The sequence below is a fragment of the Micromonospora sp. TSRI0369 genome (genome assembly GCF_001905625.1).
GTDB classification, from domain to species: Bacteria; Actinomycetota; Actinomycetes; order Mycobacteriales; family Micromonosporaceae; genus Micromonospora; species Micromonospora echinospora_A.
Window position 1 is genome coordinate 719,857 of record NZ_LIVU01000003.1, and the last position, 15,582, is coordinate 735,438.

17 protein-coding genes are annotated in these 15,582 nt (G+C 73.7%); 13 read left to right on the forward strand and 4 right to left on the reverse strand.

Annotation, left to right across the window (positions count from 1 at the left end):
• Nucleotides 1-3: 3 nt before the first annotated feature.
• Entirely contained in the window at nucleotides 4-492 is a 489-nt protein-coding gene (locus AMK25_RS12080; RefSeq protein ID WP_073828440.1) for a GNAT family N-acetyltransferase, read from the reverse strand.
• A gap of 240 nt (nucleotides 493-732) precedes the next feature.
• Here AMK25_RS12080 and AMK25_RS12085 point away from each other — a divergent pair, with 240 nt between their 5' ends.
• From AMK25_RS12085 to AMK25_RS12145, 13 genes are all read left to right on the forward strand, one after another.
• A complete protein-coding gene (locus AMK25_RS12085) occupies nucleotides 733-2,088 on the forward strand; it encodes a class I adenylate-forming enzyme family protein (protein WP_443189909.1) in 1,356 nt (451 codons plus the stop codon).
• 207 nt (nucleotides 2,089-2,295) lie between these two features.
• Nucleotides 2,296-2,559 (forward strand): acyl carrier protein, encoded by a 264-nt coding sequence (locus AMK25_RS12090; protein ID WP_073828442.1) that lies wholly within the window; start codon nucleotides 2,296-2,298, stop codon nucleotides 2,557-2,559.
• Entirely contained in the window at nucleotides 2,559-2,804 is a 246-nt protein-coding gene (locus AMK25_RS12095; RefSeq protein ID WP_073828443.1) for a hypothetical protein, read from the forward strand. The genes AMK25_RS12090 and AMK25_RS12095 overlap by 1 nt, the downstream gene beginning before the upstream one ends.
• A complete protein-coding gene (locus tag AMK25_RS12100) occupies nucleotides 2,797-3,927 on the forward strand; it encodes a beta-ketoacyl-[acyl-carrier-protein] synthase family protein (protein WP_073828444.1) in 1,131 nt (376 codons plus the stop codon). Before AMK25_RS12095 ends, AMK25_RS12100 begins: the two co-directional genes overlap by 8 nt.
• A 152-nt stretch (nucleotides 3,928-4,079) precedes the next feature.
• A complete protein-coding gene (locus tag AMK25_RS12105; protein WP_073828445.1) occupies nucleotides 4,080-4,520 on the forward strand; it encodes a beta-ketoacyl synthase chain length factor in 441 nt (146 codons plus the stop codon).
• Entirely contained in the window at nucleotides 4,517-6,136 is a 1,620-nt protein-coding gene (locus tag AMK25_RS12110) for a class I adenylate-forming enzyme family protein (RefSeq protein WP_073828446.1), read from the forward strand. The genes AMK25_RS12105 and AMK25_RS12110 overlap by 4 nt, the downstream gene beginning before the upstream one ends.
• The gene (locus AMK25_RS12115; RefSeq protein ID WP_073828447.1) at nucleotides 6,133-7,395 is read left to right on the forward strand and encodes a beta-ketoacyl-[acyl-carrier-protein] synthase family protein; all 1,263 of its coding nucleotides are present in this window, start codon (nucleotides 6,133-6,135) and stop codon (nucleotides 7,393-7,395) included. The genes AMK25_RS12110 and AMK25_RS12115 overlap by 4 nt, the downstream gene beginning before the upstream one ends.
• 59 nt (nucleotides 7,396-7,454) lie before the next feature.
• Nucleotides 7,455-8,552: a 4-hydroxyphenylpyruvate dioxygenase gene (gene hppD / locus AMK25_RS12120; protein ID WP_073828448.1), complete on the forward strand. Its 1,098-nt coding sequence runs from the start codon at nucleotides 7,455-7,457 to the stop codon at nucleotides 8,550-8,552.
• The gene (locus AMK25_RS12125; protein WP_073828449.1) at nucleotides 8,549-9,472 is read left to right on the forward strand and encodes a phytanoyl-CoA dioxygenase family protein; all 924 of its coding nucleotides are present in this window, start codon (nucleotides 8,549-8,551) and stop codon (nucleotides 9,470-9,472) included. The genes hppD and AMK25_RS12125 overlap by 4 nt, the downstream gene beginning before the upstream one ends.
• A 2-nt stretch (nucleotides 9,473-9,474) precedes the next feature.
• Nucleotides 9,475-10,272 (forward strand): DUF3050 domain-containing protein, encoded by a 798-nt coding sequence (locus AMK25_RS12130; protein WP_013286631.1) that lies wholly within the window; start codon nucleotides 9,475-9,477, stop codon nucleotides 10,270-10,272.
• Nucleotides 10,269-11,240: a thiamine pyrophosphate-dependent dehydrogenase E1 component subunit alpha gene (locus tag AMK25_RS12135; RefSeq protein WP_073828450.1), complete on the forward strand. Its 972-nt coding sequence runs from the start codon at nucleotides 10,269-10,271 to the stop codon at nucleotides 11,238-11,240. Before AMK25_RS12130 ends, AMK25_RS12135 begins: the two co-directional genes overlap by 4 nt.
• Nucleotides 11,240-12,205: an alpha-ketoacid dehydrogenase subunit beta gene (locus tag AMK25_RS12140; RefSeq protein ID WP_073828451.1), complete on the forward strand. Its 966-nt coding sequence runs from the start codon at nucleotides 11,240-11,242 to the stop codon at nucleotides 12,203-12,205. Before AMK25_RS12135 ends, AMK25_RS12140 begins: the two co-directional genes overlap by 1 nt.
• 3 nt (nucleotides 12,206-12,208) lie before the next feature.
• Entirely contained in the window at nucleotides 12,209-13,558 is a 1,350-nt protein-coding gene (locus AMK25_RS12145; RefSeq protein ID WP_073828452.1) for a hypothetical protein, read from the forward strand.
• Nucleotides 13,559-13,805: 247 nt separating this feature from the next.
• Here AMK25_RS12145 and AMK25_RS12150 read toward each other — a convergent pair whose 3' ends face one another.
• Genes AMK25_RS12150 through AMK25_RS12160 form a run of 3 tightly spaced genes read right to left on the reverse strand, consistent with a single transcriptional unit; the run spans nucleotide 13,806 to nucleotide 15,550 of the window.
• The gene (locus AMK25_RS12150; RefSeq protein WP_073828453.1) at nucleotides 13,806-14,486 is read right to left on the reverse strand and encodes an SGNH/GDSL hydrolase family protein; all 681 of its coding nucleotides are present in this window, start codon (nucleotides 14,484-14,486) and stop codon (nucleotides 13,806-13,808) included.
• A 42-nt stretch (nucleotides 14,487-14,528) separates the two neighbouring features.
• Nucleotides 14,529-15,161 carry an HAD family hydrolase gene (locus AMK25_RS12155; RefSeq protein ID WP_073828454.1) on the reverse strand — a complete coding sequence of 211 codons (633 nt, stop codon included), beginning with the start codon at nucleotides 15,159-15,161 and terminating at the stop codon, nucleotides 14,529-14,531.
• Nucleotides 15,158-15,550, reverse strand: a complete 393-nt coding sequence (locus tag AMK25_RS12160) for an MmcQ/YjbR family DNA-binding protein (protein ID WP_073828455.1) — start codon at nucleotides 15,548-15,550, stop codon at nucleotides 15,158-15,160. Before AMK25_RS12160 ends, AMK25_RS12155 begins: the two co-directional genes overlap by 4 nt.
• Between the last annotated feature and the right edge of the window lie 32 nt (nucleotides 15,551-15,582).

Consider the following 15,582-nt stretch of genomic DNA (forward strand, 5'->3'; position numbering starts at 1 on the left):
CCGTCACGACGGCCGGGCCAGGTAGGCGGTCTTCGCGTCGCCGGAGAACCCGCAGGCCAGGTAGAAGGCGTGGGTCGCGGGCGAGCGTGACCCGGTCATGAGCATCGCCTTGTAGCAGCCCGCGTCCCAGGCGGCCCGCAGCGTGCCGGCCATGATCTGCCTGCCCAGGCCGGCGCCGCGCCGCGACTCGTCGACCACCACGTTCTCGACGACCGCGTAGGGCGACGCCGACCGGCTCAGGTTGGGGATCACGTTGAGGTACGTGGTGGCGACGACCGCGCCGTCCAGTTCGAGCACGAACAGGTGCAGCCCTTCGGTGGCCAGGATCCGCGCGAAGGCCCGTTCGCCGGAGCCGTCGCCGAGGTGCGGGTCGTCCGGGTTCAGTTGCCGGTAGAGGCGGATGACCGAGGCGAAGTCGTCGGGCCGGGCCGTACGGAACATAACGGGAGCGTAGTCGCCCGCCGTCCGCGCGGGGGCCCGCGCGCACAGCATGCGGCGGCCGGCGGGCTACCTTGCCGGCGTGCCCCGATCCTGCCTGTCCGATCGAGCCTGAGCAATCCACCCAGCCGCCGTTTTGGATCTAGCCATTTGCATCTGGCGATGCGGAGAAGGGGCGTCGTAGGGTTCCGTCCGTACCCGAACGACGTACCCGCTGGGCGGATCCGCCCAGTTCCTCAGTGGAAGTGGCTGGTCGTGACTGCACATCCCGTGGCGGAAGACCCTGCCTCGACGGTGGACTGGGTGGACGACATCCTCCTCACCGGACGCGACACCGACATCTGTCTCCGCCTGCCCCAGCCGGTCGACAAGGGCACGCTGCGCCGGCTCGTCGGCGAGGCGCAGAACCGGCTGACCGAGGCCGGGCTGCGCGCCGGAGGCGCCGCCGCGCTGCGCCTGCCGCCCTCGCTGGCGTACGTGGCGCACCTGCTCGCCACCTGGCGGACCGGGGCCCAGGCGGTGCTGCTCGACCACCGGCTCACCGACCACGAGGTCGACCAGGCCCTGCGCCGGCTCGGCCCGCAGGTGGTGGTCGCGCCGGTCCGCTCCGGCGGCGGCGCGCTGCGGATCTTCGTCGACGTCACCGCCGGGGTGAGCGCCTACTCCGACCGCCCGGCCGGCAGCCCGCACGCGGTGATCCAGCTCAGCTCCGGCTCCACCGGGCCGTCCAAGGTGATCGGCCGCACCGCCGCCGACCTGGTCGCCGAGGTGCACCGCTACACCCGCATCGACGGCGTCGCGCTGCCCGGCGAACGGATCATCCTGCTGCCCAGCATGGTGCACGTGCTCGGCCTGGTCGGCGGCCTGCTCTACGGGCTGCACGCGGGCGTCGAGCTGTGCCCGCCGGAGCGGCTCAGCGGCGACGCGATCCTCGCCGCCGTCGCCGCTCAGGACACCCCGGCCACGGTGCTCGGCGTGCCGTTCCACATCGGGCTGCTCGCCTCCACCACACCGGCCGGGCCGCTGCCCCAGCTCAAGCGCATGACCACCGGCGGCGAGCTGGTGAGCGCCGCCGTGGCGAACGCGTTCACCGACCGCTACGGCGTGCCGCTGGGCAACATGTACGGGATGACCGAGGTCGGCGTCATCGGCACCGACCTGTACGGGCGGCACCGGCCCGCCATCGCGCCGGCCCCCGGCATCCGCGTCCGCGAGCAGGACGGCGAGCTGTGGGTGAGCTGCCCGGACAACCCGTACGTGGGGCTGGCCGACCCGACCCGCTGGTCCGACGGCTGGCTGCACACCCGCGACGCCGGGGTGGTCGACCCGGACACCGGCCTGGTCACCATCAAGGGCCGGCTCGACTCGCAGGTGTCGGTGGGCGGCCTGAAGGTCGACCTGACCGAGGTGGAGGCCACTGTGGCCGGGCTGCCCGGCGTCACCGCCGCGGTGGTGGTCTGGGACGACGGCATCACCGCGTACGTCCAGACCGACGGCTCGCTGACCGAGGAGACGCTCGACAAGCTGATCGCCGAGCGGCTGGCCGGCTTCAAGCGTCCCCGCACGCTGCGTCTGCTCGACCAGATGCCGCGCACCACCACCGGAAAGCTGGTCCGGTCGGTCCCGGCCCTGCGGGACGCCGCCTCGTGACCGGCCCGCTGTCCGAGCACCACCGGCCGCCCGCCGGGCGTCCGGCCCACCCCGATTCCCACCCCGGTCCGGCCGGGCAACGCGCCACCAGCGCGCCCGAGCCGGCACCGCGTCAGCGTCCGCTGACCGCCGGTGACCCCGGACCACACGCACGCGGTGTCCCGACCGGGCACCGTCAGCTGGTTCACGGAAATGAGGTCTGAATCCATGCGAGACGAGGTCCGCACCTTCGTCGTCGAGCAGCTCGCCGACATGAACTACGACGTGGAGGAGCTCGACGACGACACCACGCTCGGCCCCTCCGGCGTCGACCTGGAGTCGCTGGCCCTGGCCGACCTCGCGGTCCGCGTCGAGGACCGGTACGGCCTGAAGTTCGCCGACGACGAGTCGGAGAAGCTGGCGTTGATGACGGTCGGCGAGTTCATCACGATGGTCGCCGACCGGGTGGCCGCGAACAGCGACAAGTCCTGATGTCCGGTCAGCCCGACCTGGGGCGAGCTGACCTGCTGAGCATGCTCGCCGAACTGACCGCGAAGCCCGTCGACCAGGTGCCGGACCGGCTCGGCTCGATGGAGCTGGCCTGGCTGGTGCACATGGTCGAGCAACGCTACGACCGCCGGCTGGACCTGAGCGACGACCAGCTCGCCGGCATCCGCACCGTCGACGACGCGCTCGCGGTGTTCCGCGGCTCGCTGACCGCACCCGCAGATGGCTGAGCGGGAAACCGTACGGATCACCGGCACGTACGCGCTCAGCGCCCTCGGCAGGGGCGCGGACGCGCTGCTGGCCGGGGTGCTCACCGGCGCCCCGGCGTTCGCGCCGGTGCGCCGTTTCGACACCACCGGCCGCCGGGTCACAGTGGCGGCCACAGTGCCGGACGTCGGCACGCTCGCCGACGAGCTGGCCGACGCCATCGACTCCGCCGCCCGGACCGCCGGGCTGGACCGGGCCGGGCGCGCGGAGTCGGCGCTGTTCCTGGCCACCCACGGCGGGCCGCACTCGCTGCCCGTACCCGAGGGGCGGGACGCGCCGACGGTGCCGGCGCTGGCCGGTCACCTGGCCGGGCGGTGCGGCCTGGGCGGCCGGACCCGGGTCTACACCACCGCGTGCGTGTCGGCGAGCAGCGCGGTCGCCGACGCCGCCGCGCTGATCCGCCGGGGTGACCTGGACCGGGTCGTGGTCGCGGCCGGCTACCTGGTCGAACCGGACCAGTACGCGCTCTTCGACGCCGGGCGGGCGCTCGCCGCCGACGGCGCGGTACGCCCGTTCAGCGCCGGCCGCAAGGGCTTGCTGCTGGGCGACGGGGTGGCCGCCGTGGTGCTGGAGTCGGCGAGTGCCGCCGCCCGGCGGGGAGCCGGGACGGTGGCGACGGTGGCCGGGTGGGGGCGGGCGGGGGACGCGTACCACGCGTGCCAGCCGCACCCGGACGGGCTGGGGCTGGCCCGGGCGGTCGAGGCGGCGCTGCGCCGCGGCGGGCTGCCCCCGGACGCGGTCGGCTACGTCAACGCCAACGCCACCGGCACCCCGTTCAGTGACGCCTCCGAGGCGGCGGCGCTGATCCGGGTGTTCGGCGACGGCGCCGGGCGGCTGCCGGTCAGCTCCACCAAGTCGGTGCACGGGCACGCGCTGGAGGCGTCCGGGCTGCTGGAACTGCTGGTCACCGTGCTGGCCCTGCGGCACGGCAAGCTGCCGGTCACCGCCGGCTGGCTCGGCCCCGACCCGCAGTGCCCGCTGGACGTCATCCGCGACGCCCCGCGCCCCGCGCGCACCGAGCACGCCCTGACCCTCAACGCCGCCTTCGGCGGCGCCAACACGGCCCTCCTGGTGAGCGCCGCATGACCGCCCCCACCCCCCACCCCGGTTCCCCGCGATCTTGCACTCATGGCCCCGGCGAATCGGGCACAACGCCCGCCGAGAGGGCACCAACCGCAAGATCGCGCAGCCAGGCGGAGGCGCGGTGGCCCGAGGACGGGGACGCGAGGCCCGCGGGGGTGCCGGGGTTCGTGCACTCGGCGTTCGCGCCGCTGGTGGTGGCGGTCGCCGAGCGGTGTCTCGCGCGGCGGTACGGCACCGGGCCGCTGCCGCCGGGCAACGCGACGGCTGTGGTGCTGGTCAGCGCGGGCGGGGACACGGCCAGCGCGGCGCACGTCCGGGCCGCGGTGGCCGCCGGTGACCGGATCGGGCCGCTGTTCTTCTTCCAGTCGGTGCCGAACAGCGTGGCCGGGCACGTCGCGGCGCGCTGGGGACTGGACGGGCCGGTGGTGTGCCTGAGCCCGACCGGCGACGCGCGGGCCGAGGGGGAGGCCGAGGCGGACCTGCTGCTGTACGACGGCGACGCCGCACAGGCGTTGCTGATCCTGATCGAACTGGCACCGGACGGTACGCCGGGCGAGGCGACCGCGGTGCTGCTGGGGGAGGGAACACGTCAATGAGGACGAAAGGACTGCGCGGCGCGCTCGCGGCCGACGTCGAACTGGGCGCGGGCAACGTGCTCGCCCGGGTGCTGGCCCACGGCGCCGACCCGGACGGGCCGGGGCTCACGTTCGACACCGAGATCGACGGCCACCCGGCCGAGACTCCGCTGACCCTGGGCCGACTCGACCGGATGGTCGCCGCCCGGGCGGCCTGGCTGCACGAACGCGGGGTGAAGCCCCGCGACCCGGTCGCGGTCTGGGCCGGCACGGCCGCCGACATGGTGCTGTCGTTCCTGGCGCTGACCCGCCTCGGCGCCATCCCGGCGCTGATGAACGGCAGGCTGCGCCCCGAGATCGCCGCCGAGTACATCCGCCGGCTGCGCGCCGCCGGGGTGCTCGCCGACGCCGCGCACGCCGAGGCGCTGGCCGGGCACGACCTGGGCGCGCCGATGCTCGGCGAACCCGCGCAGGCCGGGACCGGCGACCCGGACGCCGCGCCGGCGCACTACCGGCACCATCAGGACGACCCGATCGTGATCACCCACACCTCCGGCACCACCGGCGTGCCGAAGGCGGTGCTGCACTCGCACGCCAGCCTGTTCGCCGCCACCCGCCACCTGCTGTCCATGCCGCAGGCGCAGGGCACCACACGCATCCTCAACGCGCTGCCCGCCCCGCACACCGCCACCGTGCTCATGGTCAACCAGGCGCTGGGCAACCGTGCGGAGATGTTCCTGCTCTCCGAGCAGGGCGGCGAGCGGGTGCTCGACGCGATCCAGCGGTGGCGTCCCGACGGCGTGTTCGGCTTCTCGGTCACCTGGGCCGAGCTGGCCCGCTTCGACCTGTCCGGCTACGACCTGGACTCGGTGCGGCTGTGGTTCAACACCGGCGACTGCTCGCACGAGCCGCACGTCCGGCGGCTGGTCGCTGTCGGCTCCCGGGACGTGGTGACCCGCGGCGGCGTGACCCGGGTACCCGGCTCGGTGTTCATCGACGGCCTGGGCTCCAGCGAGATGGGCCACTCGATGTTCCACATCACCCACACCAGCGACACCGACAGGTACGGCCGCTGCGTCGGCCGCCCGTACCGGTTCGCCACGGTCGCCGTGCTCGACACCGAGGGCAACGAACTGCCGCCCGGGCAGGTCGGCTGGCTGGGCATCGACTCGCCGTCGCTGTTCCGCGGCTACTGGAACGACTCGGTCACCACGTACCGGTTCCGGCTGCGCGGCTGGTACCTCACCGGCGACCTGGTGTACGCCGACGACGACGGCCGCTACTACCACCTGGACCGGGCGGTCGACTCGGTCGAGGCGGGCGACGGGAAGTGGTTCTTCACCGCGCTGTCCGAGGAACGCATCCTCGCCGCCTGCGCCGACGTCACCGACTGCACCGTGGTGATCGTCAAGGCGGACGACGGCACCGTCACCACCGACGTGCTGCTGGAACTGGCCGCCGGGGCCGACCCGGACGCGGACCGCACCGAGCGGGTCCGTGCCGCGCTCGGCCCGGACGTGGCCGCCACGCTGCGCCGCATCGTCCCGGTACGCGCCGACGACATCCCGGTCACCGTCACCGGCAAGGTGCGCAAGGTGGCGCTGCGCGAGCGCTACCTGACCGAGGCGCCGTCGTGACCGCGGTCGTCACCGGCATGGGCCTGTTCACCCCGGCCGGGCGCGGCGTCGCGGACACGTTCGACGCGCTGCTCACCGGCCGCTCCGGGCTGCGCCGCCCGCCCGAGGGACACCCGGCGGCGGGCAGCCTGGAGGTGGCCGGCGTGCTCCCGGACATCGACCCGCGCAGCGTCGCCTCCGGACCGGAGACGAAGGTGCTCGACCGGGTGGTGCTGCTGGCCCTGATCACCGCCGCCGAGGCGCTCGCCGACGCCGGCATCGAGGTGGGCCGCGACGTCGACCCGGAGCGCATCGCGGTGATCGTCGGCGGCGTCGGCGGGATGTCCACCCTGGAGAGCCAGGTGCTGGCGCGGGCCGCCCGGGGCCGGGCGGCGGTCAGCCCGTACCTGCTCACCGGCATCCTGCCGAACATGCCCTCGGCGCGGATCGCCATCGCGCACGGCATCCGCGGCTACAGCTCGTCGGTCGGCACGGCCTGCGCCTCCGGCGCCCAGGCCGTCGCCGACGGGGTACGCCTCATCCGCTCCGGCGAGGCCGACGTGGTGGTGTGCGGGGCGAGCGAGGCGCCGCTGTTCGGCACGTTCGCCGACACGTTCGGCAACGCCCGGGCGCTGGCCCGGGGCTGGGACGAGCCCACCGAGGCGAGCCGCCCGTTCGACAAGCGGCGCAACGGGTTCGTGCTGGCCGAGGGCGCGGCGCTGCTGGTGCTGGAGCGCGCCGGGCACGCCGACGGACGGGGTGTGCGCGGCTACGCCGAGGTCGCCGGTTTCGGGGCGAACACCGACGCGTACCACCCGACCGCGCCGCGCCCGGACGGCGCGGGAGCGGCCGCGTGCATGCGCCAGGCGCTCGCCGCCGGCGGGATCGGGCCGGCCGACGTCGGCTACGTCAACGCGCACGGCACCGGCACCAAGCTCGGCGACGTCGCCGAGACCACCGCGCTGGCCGAGGTGTTCGGCCTCGGCGGCGTCCCGGTCAGCTCCACCAAGGCGCTCACCGGGCACCTGCTCGGCGCGTCAGGGGTGCTGGAGGCCGCCGCCACCGCGCTGGCGCTCGACAGCGGCCTGCTGCCGCCCACCTACCACCTGGACGACCCGGACCCGGAGTGCGAGGCGGACCACGTCCGCGCCGTGCCCCGGCCCACCCGGGCCGACCACGCGCTGACGAACTCGTTCGGGTTCGGCGGCCAGAACGTCAGCCTGCTCCTGCGCCGGCTCTCCGGGCCGGCCCGCCGGGGCGCCACCCCGGCTGCGGACTGACCGGACTCCAATCCCGGGCGTCGTCCGGGTCGTGATCACGGGGGGAACAGGGGAAGCCCATGACCATCAACGGGATAGACCATCTCGAACTGTACGTGGGAGACGCCCGGCAGGCGGCCTTCTACTTCGACAACGCCGTCGGCTTCCGGCTGCGCGGGCAGGGCGGGCCGGAGACCGGGCTGGACGGGCAGCGCTCGCTGCTGCTGGCCCAGGCCGGCATCCGGCTGCTGCTGACCACCGGACTGTCCGCCGAGCACCCGGCGGCCACGTACGTGCACCGGCACGGCGACGGCATCGCCGTGGTGGCGCTCGCCGTCGACGACGCCGCCGGGGCGTACGCGGAGCTGGTGGAACGCGGCGCGACAGCGGTGAGCCCGCCGCGCACCTTCACCGGCGCGGACGCCGAGGTGGTGGTCGCCGAGGTGGGCGGCTTCGGTGACGTCGTGCACCGCCTCGTCGAGCGGCGCGGCGACCCGGAGGTGTTCCTGCCCGGGGCGATCGAGCCGGTGGGCGCGCCGGACGGGGACTCGCTGCTGGCCGAGGTGGACCACCTGGCCGTCTGCGTGCCGCCGGGGCAGCTCGACGAGACGGTCGCGCACTACGAGAAGGTGTTCGGCTTCGCCGACATCTTCACCGAGCACATCGAGGTCGCCGGCCAGGCGATGAACTCCAAGGTGGTGCAGAGCCCGTCCGGGACTGTCACGTTCGTCCTGCTGGAGCCGGACACCGGCGCCCGGCCGGGGCAGATCGAGGACTTCCTGCGCTGGCACGCCGGCGCCGGGGTGCAGCACCTGGGGCTGCGCACCGACGACATCGTCACCGCCGTCGGCGCGCTCGCCGGCCGGGGCGTGCGGTTCGCCAGCACCCCCGGCGCGTACTACGACGGCCTGGAGCAGCGGGTCGGCCGGCTGGACGCGCCGGTGGACCGGCTGCGCGAGCTGAGCATCCTGGTCGACTCCGACCACGACGGGCAGCTGCTGCAGATCTTCACCGAGTCGATGCACGTGCGCCGGACCCTCTTCCTCGAACTCATCGAGCGACGCGGGGCGCGCACCTTCGGCAGCGGCAACATCAAGGCGCTCTACGAGGCCAAGGAACGCGAGCTGGCCGCGGCGGGGGCGACCCCCGGCGTCGCGGCCGGAGGGGTAGGGGCATGACCACCATCGATCCCGGGCTGACCGCCGAGGAGGAGGCGCTGCTTCCCTCCGACGAGGACGTCCGGCACTACGCCGAGCACGGCTGGTACCTGTCGAAGAAGCTGCTCACCGACGACGAGGTGGACGAGCTGGTTGCCGCCACCGACAGCTACTACGCCGGGGAACGCGACCGGCGCCTGCCGGTCCGGCCGCCGAAGCTGGCCTACTGGGAGCCGGCCAAGGGCGACGTGCAACGGCACAACGACTACGTCCACCACGAGCACGACGGCATCGCGCGCATCCTGCGCAAGCCGCTGATCGGCGCGGTCGCCGCCCGGCTGGCCCGGGCCGTCGAGATCCGCATCTTCCAGTCCACGCTGATCTGGAAGCCGCCGATCGCCGGTGAGCCGTCGAACATCGTGCCGTGGCACTTCGACAAGCACTACTGGGCGTCCTCGTCGTCGGAGAACATGCTCACCGCGTTCATCCCGTTCCACGACTGCGGCGAGGAGATGGGCACCATCACCATGGTCGACGGCTCCCACCGCTGGCGGGAGATCGGCGCCGACGACACAGTGGTGCGGCACTTCGCCGACCGGGACCGTGACCAGCTCGAGGCGATGCTCGCCGAGAACGCGGCGTACAACGGGGCAACGATCCGCAAGATCCCCATGGTGATCCCCAAGGGGCACATGAGTTTCCACCACTGCCGCACCTACCACGGCAGCGGTGCGAACGTCAGCGGGCGGCCCCGCCGGGCCATCTCGCTGCACCTGCAGGACGGCGACAACGCCTGGCGGGAGTACCCGCTCTCCGACGGCACGCTCGCCGCGTACAACCACGACGTGCTGGTCCGCCGCACCCACGAGGGCCGGCCGGACTACGCGGACCCCGATTACTGCCCGGTCATCTGGCGCGACCGCGCCCAGCAGGGAGGCTGACAATGTCACGGTACGACTGGGGTAAGACGCACCCGGGCATCGAGCGACTCGAGCGGGCGGTGACCGAGCGCCGCGACGTGGTGGTCAAGCACCCGCTCTACGCCAACCTCGACACCCACGACGCGCTGGTCACGTTCATGGAGCACCACGTCTTCGCGGTCTGGGACTTCATGTCGCTGCTGAAGTCGTTGCAGCGGCAGCTCACCTGCGTCACGGTGCCGTGGATCCCGACCGGCCCGACCGGCAGCCGCCGCCTGATCAACGACATCGTGATGGTCGAGGAGAGCGACGAGCTGGGCGACGGCTACATCAGCCACTTCGAGCTGTACGTGCAGGGCATGACCGAGGCCGGCGCCGACACCACGGCCGTGAACAAGCTCGTCGACCTGCTGCGCGACGGCACCCCGGTCACCGAGGCGCTCGGCGCGGCGGGCGTCCCCGCGGCCTCGGCGGCGTTCGCCGGCACCACCTGGCGGATCATCGAGACCACCCCGGTGCACTGCCAGGCGGCGGCGTTCGCATTCGGCCGCGAGGACCTGATCCCGGAGATGTTCACCCAGGTCGTCGCCGTCAACGAGCGCAGCAACCGGCTCAACAAGTTCGTCGACTACCTGGAGCGGCACATCGAGGTCGACGGGGAGCAGCACACCCCGATGGCCATGCAGATGCTGGCCGACCTGTGCGGCGACGACGACACGAAGTGGCAGGAGTGCGCCGACACGGTGAACGCCGCGCTGGCCGCCCGCGCCCGCCTCTGGGACGACATCCTCGCCGCCGTCAAGGAGGGCCGTCCGGCGTGACCGGCTCCGACCCGCTCCGGCTCTACCGGACGGTCCGGCTGATCCGCCGCTTCGAGGAGCGCGCGATCGAGCTGGTCCGCGCCGGGGAGATCGTCGGTGGCATCCATCCGTACCTCGGTCAGGAGGGGATCGCCGCCGGCGTCTGCGCGGCGCTGGACCGCGAGGACCTGGTCACCGGCACCCACCGCGGGCACGGGCACGTGCTCGCCAAGGGCGCCGACCCGGCCCGGATGCTGGCCGAACTGTGCGGCCGGGTCACCGGCCTCAACCGGGGCCGGGGCGGGTCGATGCACGCCGCCGATTTCGGCGTCGGCGTCCTGGGCGCCAACGCCATCGTCGGAGCCGCCGGCGCGATCCTCACCGGAGCGGTGTGGGAGCGCCGGCGGCGCGGCGCCGACATCGTCGGCGTCACCTTCTTCGGCGACGGCGCGGTCAACGAGGGCATGCTCCTGGAGGCGTTCAACCTGGCTGCGCTCTGGCGGGTGCCGGTGCTGTTCGTCTGCGAGAACAACGGCTACGCCACCACCATGCCCGTCGAGGGCGCGGTCGCCGGCACCATCGCCGGGCGGGCCGCCGCCTTCGGCATGCCGGCGGCCGCCGTCGACGGACAGGACCCCGAAGCGGTACGCGAGGTCACCGCCGCCGCCGTCGCGCGGATGCGCGCCGGCGGCGGCCCCGAGCTGATCGAGGCCCGCACCTACCGCTTCGACGCCCACCACACGTTCGAACATCAGGTACGCCTCGACTACCGGCCGCCGGAGGAGGTGGCGCAGGGCCGGTCCCGCGATCCGGTCGACATCGCCGGCGCGCGGCTGGACCCGGCGGTGCGGGCCGAGGTGGACGCCGCCGTCGAGGCGGAACTGGACGCCGCCGTCGCCTACGCGCTCGCCGGTCCGCACCCCGACCCGGCGACCGCCCTGGACCACCTGTACGCCAGCGGGCTCACCGCCCGGACCGGAGGTGGCTGATGCCCCGGCTCTCCTACCGCAGGGCGCTCACCCGGGCGCTCTCCGACGAGATGACCCGCGACGAGTCCGTCGTGGTGCTCGGCGAGGACATCCGGGTGGCCGCCGCCAACGTCACCACCGGCCTGCTGAAGAAGTTCGGCCCGGAACGGATCCGCGACACCCCGCTGTCGGAGCAGGCGTTCACCAGCTTCGCCACCGGTGCGGCGCTGGCCGGTGCCCGCCCGGTGGTGGAGTTCCAGATCCCGTCGCTGCTGTTCCTGGTCTTCGAGCAGATCGTCAACCACGCGCACAAGTTCCCGCTGATGACCGGCGGCCAGTGCGCGGTGCCGGTCACCTACGTGGTGCCCGGCTCCGGCTCCCGCACCGGATGGGCCGGGCAGCACTCCGACCACCCGTACGCGCTGTTCGCCCACGTCGGCGTGACCACTGTCGTACCGGCCACCCCGGCCGACGCGTACGGGCTGCTGGTCTCCGCTATCCGCTGCGACGACCCGGTGGTGGTCTTCGCCCCGGCCGGCGCCCTTGACCTGCGCGCCGACGTCACCGACCTGGCGCCGGTGCCGCTGGGCCGCGGAATCGTCCGCCGTCCCGGCGCCGACGTGACTGTGGTGGCGGTCGGGCACCTGGTGCACGACGCGCTCGCCGTCGCCGAGGAACTCGCCGGGCAGGCGTCGGTGGAGGTCTTCGACCCCCGCACGCTCTACCCGTTCGACTGGGACGGGCTGGTCGAGTCGGTGAGCCGCACCGGGCGGCTGGTCGTGGTCGACGACGGCAACCGCTCCTGCGGCATCGCCGGGGAGATCATCGCCACGGTGGTCGAGCGGGTCCGGCTGGCCGCGCCACCCCGGCGCGTCACCCGCCCCGACGGGGCGGTGCTGCCCTTCGCCCCGGCCCTGGACCGGGCCGTGCAACCCGGCCGCGACCAGCTCACCGCCGCCATCCAACTGACCCTCAAGGACGGATGAACGATGGACCCGAACTACACGTGGCCGCCACTCGGTCAGGCGTGGACCGACCTGCCCGAGTCCACCCGTGCCGCGATGGTGACCACCGGGGCCGCGGCGTGGGAGAAGATCTTCCACGGCCGGGCCACGTACAACAAGCAGTGGCGGCTGGCCCGCCCGCCGGTGTTCACCGCCGACGCGTTCGGCGAGCTGAACGATGTCTGCGACCGCATCGCCCAGCTCATCCTAGAGGCCTGCCGGCGCCGCGCGCGTACCGCCGGTGAGCTGCAACGGCTGCTCGACGTGCCGGAGGGGGAGACCCGGCTGCTCGACCCGGACGAGGAGCTGCACGAGGGGCTGCTCGCCGCGTACCGGCCGGACGTGCTGTTCTCCGGCGGCGTGCCGTGCATCGTGGAGTACAACATCGACAGCAGCCTCGGCGGCGGCTTCGACGCCGACACCGTGATCCAGCGGTACGCCGAGCTGTACCGCGCGCACGGCCTGCTCGACGGGGCACGGCCCGCGCCGTCCCTGCTGGACCAGCGGTTCGCCGCCATCCGGGACACGCTCGGCCTGGCCGACGGCGCCCGGGTGGCGCTGCTGATGGACTTCGAAGCCGACTACCCGGGCCTGGACGACCCGGAGACGTTCATCCGGATCCTGTCCCCGCTGATCGACCAGGCCCGCCCGTTCGGCATCGACCTGGTCATCGCCCCGGTCGCCACCGCCGGCCTGGACGAGCAGAGCCGGCTGGTCGTCGGCGGCGCCCCGGTGGACGCCCTGTTCCGGCTGTTCGTGCCCAACCGGGTCACCCCCAGCGCCGGCCTCGACGCGGTCGCCGCCGCGCTCGCCGCCGGCACGCTGCCGATGTTCGTCAGCAGCGCCGCCTGGCTGCTCAGCAACAAGCTCAACTACGCCTGGCTCTGGGACGACCTGGACCTTCTCCCGGAGGCCGACCGGACGCTGATCCGCCGGTACGTGCCGCACACCGTCGCGCTCACCGCCGACCAGCTCGACCGGGCGCTCGCCGAACAGGCCGACCTGGTCGCCAAGCCGGCCGGCGGATCGGCCGGGCACGGGGTGCTCATCGGCCGGGAGATGACGGCTGTGGCGTGGGCGGACGGGGTACGCGCGGCGATCGCCGAGGGCGGCAACATCCTGCAGCGCTACCACGAGGCGGACCGGGTGGCGATGGACTTCGTGCAGATCGAGACCGGTGAGACGGTCACCGCCGACGTCCCGTACAGCCTCGCCCCGTACCTGTTCGGCCGCACCGGCTCCGGCGCGCTCGCGCGGGTGGGTTACCCGGGCTGCGACGAGGTCCTCAACCTGGCCCGAGGCGTCCTCCTGACCGGCATCCTCCTAACCGACTGACCGCCCTCCCCGCCCGCCCCCTTCTCACCCTCGTTCCCAGCGTTGATCAAGGAGTTTGTGTCCTCACCGGGGCCCCTCGCCGACCCAAACTCCTTGGTCAACGGATTGGATCCGGCTGCAGGTTGACCGACCGGCGCTCCTGATCCCGCTGATCATGAAGATGGCGGGGACAAAATGGACACTCAGTGCCGTCAACTTCATGATCGTCGGGCAGGGCAGGCGCGTGAGGGAGAGGGCGGAGAGGGGGTCAGGGGTGGGGGAGGTGGGTGGAGAGGACCTTCAGGGTTTCGGCTGTGGCTATCGCGTCGCTGCGGGCGCTGCCGTGGCGGCCGTCGCTGCTGTACAACGACGGGTCGGCCACCAGCGGATGGTCGGTCAGGTGCACGTGCAGCGTGCCCAGCCGCTCGGCCACGCCCCGGGTGTGCCGCGACAGCCGGCGCATCCGCTCGCCCAGGCCCACGCGCAGCGTCTCCGGCACCGCCGGGCTGTGCGAGACGTCGAACATGCCCACAGTGATCACGTCCGCGCCGGCTTCCCGCAGCGCGGTGATCATGGCGGTCAGCTCGGCGTCGACCGCGTCCGGGTCGTAGGCGGACCGGAACGCGTCGTTGCCGCCGCACACCACGAGGGCCAGGTCCGGTCCGAAGGCCAGCGCGTCGGCCAGCTGGGTGGCCCGTACCTCGTGCGCGCGCAGCCCGCGCCGGCCCAGGTTCAGGTACGCCAGCTCCGGACGGACGGCCCGCAGCTCAGCGGCGATCCGGTCGGCCCACTGGAGGTCCGGGTAGCCGTCCACCGGCTCGCACAGTCCTTCCGCGACGCTGTCGCCGAGCACCACGAACCGGTGCCACGGGTGCCCGCGCAGCAGCTCGGTGGCCTCGCCCGGACGCAGGCACCACGGGTCCGTCGCCTCGGTCAACGTCGATGGCATGATCGGCAGGCTAGCCGAGCGTCCGGCGCGGCAAAAGAGGGCTCAGGCCAGTAGCGCCAGCAGTTCCCCGGGCCGGGACAGGCTGAGGTCGGCCGGTTCGGCGCTGTCGTACTGGTGCCCCCACGCGGCGGCCACCGCCACCGCGCCGCTGCTGCGGGCGGCGCGCAGGTCCAGCGGCGAGTCGCCCACGTACGCGGCCCGGCCGGCCGGCACGCCGAGCCGCCGGCAGGCCACCTCGACGCCCTCGGGCGCCGGTTTCGGCCGGCTGACCTGGTCGCCGCCGAGCACCACCTGGAAGTGACCGAGCAGGCCGACCCGGTCGAGCATGATCTCCGCCGCCCGGTGGCTCGCGCCGGTGAACACGCCCACCGGCACCCGGGCGGCGAGGTCGGTGAGCATCTCCGTGACTCCGGGGTAGACGCTCACCCGCCCGGCCGTCGCGGCCAGCTCGGTGTGGTAGCGGTCCAGGTCCGCCGCGGTGGCGGGGCGCCGGAGCAGGTGCGTCAGCAGGTCGGACGGTGAGCCGATCGAGTAGCCGGCGATGACCTCGGCGTCGGTGTACGACGGGCCGCCACCGGCCCGCACCGCCGCCCGGTACGCCGCCGGCACCACCTCGTGCGACTCGATGAGCGTGCCGTCCATGTCGAACACGACGGCGTCGACCGGGCGGCTCACGCTGCCCCGGCCCGGTGTGCGGCGGCGAGCCGCTTCGGCGCGCGGGCGTGCCACGCCTCGGTGATCAGCTCGGTCAGCTCCGCCACGGCGATCCGGTCGAGCCGGACCAGCACCGCCGGGTAGCCGTCGAGGTGTGGCGTGGTGAAGTAGACCGCCGGGTCGTCGGCGAGCAGCGCCTCCTTGGCGCCCAGGTCGGGCACCTGGGCGCCGAGGATCGGGCCGTCGGGCGCGGCGTCGCCGAGCGCCTCGAGGTCACTGCGGCGCAGCGGCCGGTCCCAGACGAACATCTTGTCGCGCACCCGCCAGGCGGGCAGGTCGTCGTACGAGCCGCGCTCGGTGGTCTCCGGCAGGGCCAGCGCGATGCGCCGCACGTCGTCCCAGGTCGCCATGGCCCCGACCCTACCGCCGCCCACCGACAAGG

Bases quoted from the DNA above. Each gene is read 5' to 3' on its own strand.
- AMK25_RS12080 (WP_073828440.1), bottom strand. From the start codon at position 492: ATGCTGTGCGCGCGGGCCCCCGCGCGGACGGCGGGCGACTACGCTCCC.
- AMK25_RS12090 (WP_073828442.1), top strand. From the start codon at position 2,296: ATGCGAGACGAGGTCCGCACCTTCGTCGTCGAGCAGCTCGCCGACATG.
- AMK25_RS12095 (WP_073828443.1), top strand. From the start codon at position 2,559: ATGTCCGGTCAGCCCGACCTGGGGCGAGCTGACCTGCTGAGCATGCTC.
- AMK25_RS12100 (WP_073828444.1), top strand. From the start codon at position 2,797: ATGGCTGAGCGGGAAACCGTACGGATCACCGGCACGTACGCGCTCAGC.
- AMK25_RS12110 (WP_073828446.1), top strand. From the start codon at position 4,517: ATGAGGACGAAAGGACTGCGCGGCGCGCTCGCGGCCGACGTCGAACTG.
- hppD (WP_073828448.1), top strand. From the start codon at position 7,455: ATGACCATCAACGGGATAGACCATCTCGAACTGTACGTGGGAGACGCC.
- AMK25_RS12125 (WP_073828449.1), top strand. From the start codon at position 8,549: ATGACCACCATCGATCCCGGGCTGACCGCCGAGGAGGAGGCGCTGCTT.
- AMK25_RS12130 (WP_013286631.1), top strand. From the start codon at position 9,475: ATGTCACGGTACGACTGGGGTAAGACGCACCCGGGCATCGAGCGACTC.
- AMK25_RS12140 (WP_073828451.1), top strand. From the start codon at position 11,240: ATGCCCCGGCTCTCCTACCGCAGGGCGCTCACCCGGGCGCTCTCCGAC.
- AMK25_RS12145 (WP_073828452.1), top strand. From the start codon at position 12,209: ATGGACCCGAACTACACGTGGCCGCCACTCGGTCAGGCGTGGACCGAC.
- AMK25_RS12150 (WP_073828453.1), bottom strand. From the start codon at position 14,486: ATGCCATCGACGTTGACCGAGGCGACGGACCCGTGGTGCCTGCGTCCG.
- AMK25_RS12160 (WP_073828455.1), bottom strand. From the start codon at position 15,550: ATGGCGACCTGGGACGACGTGCGGCGCATCGCGCTGGCCCTGCCGGAG.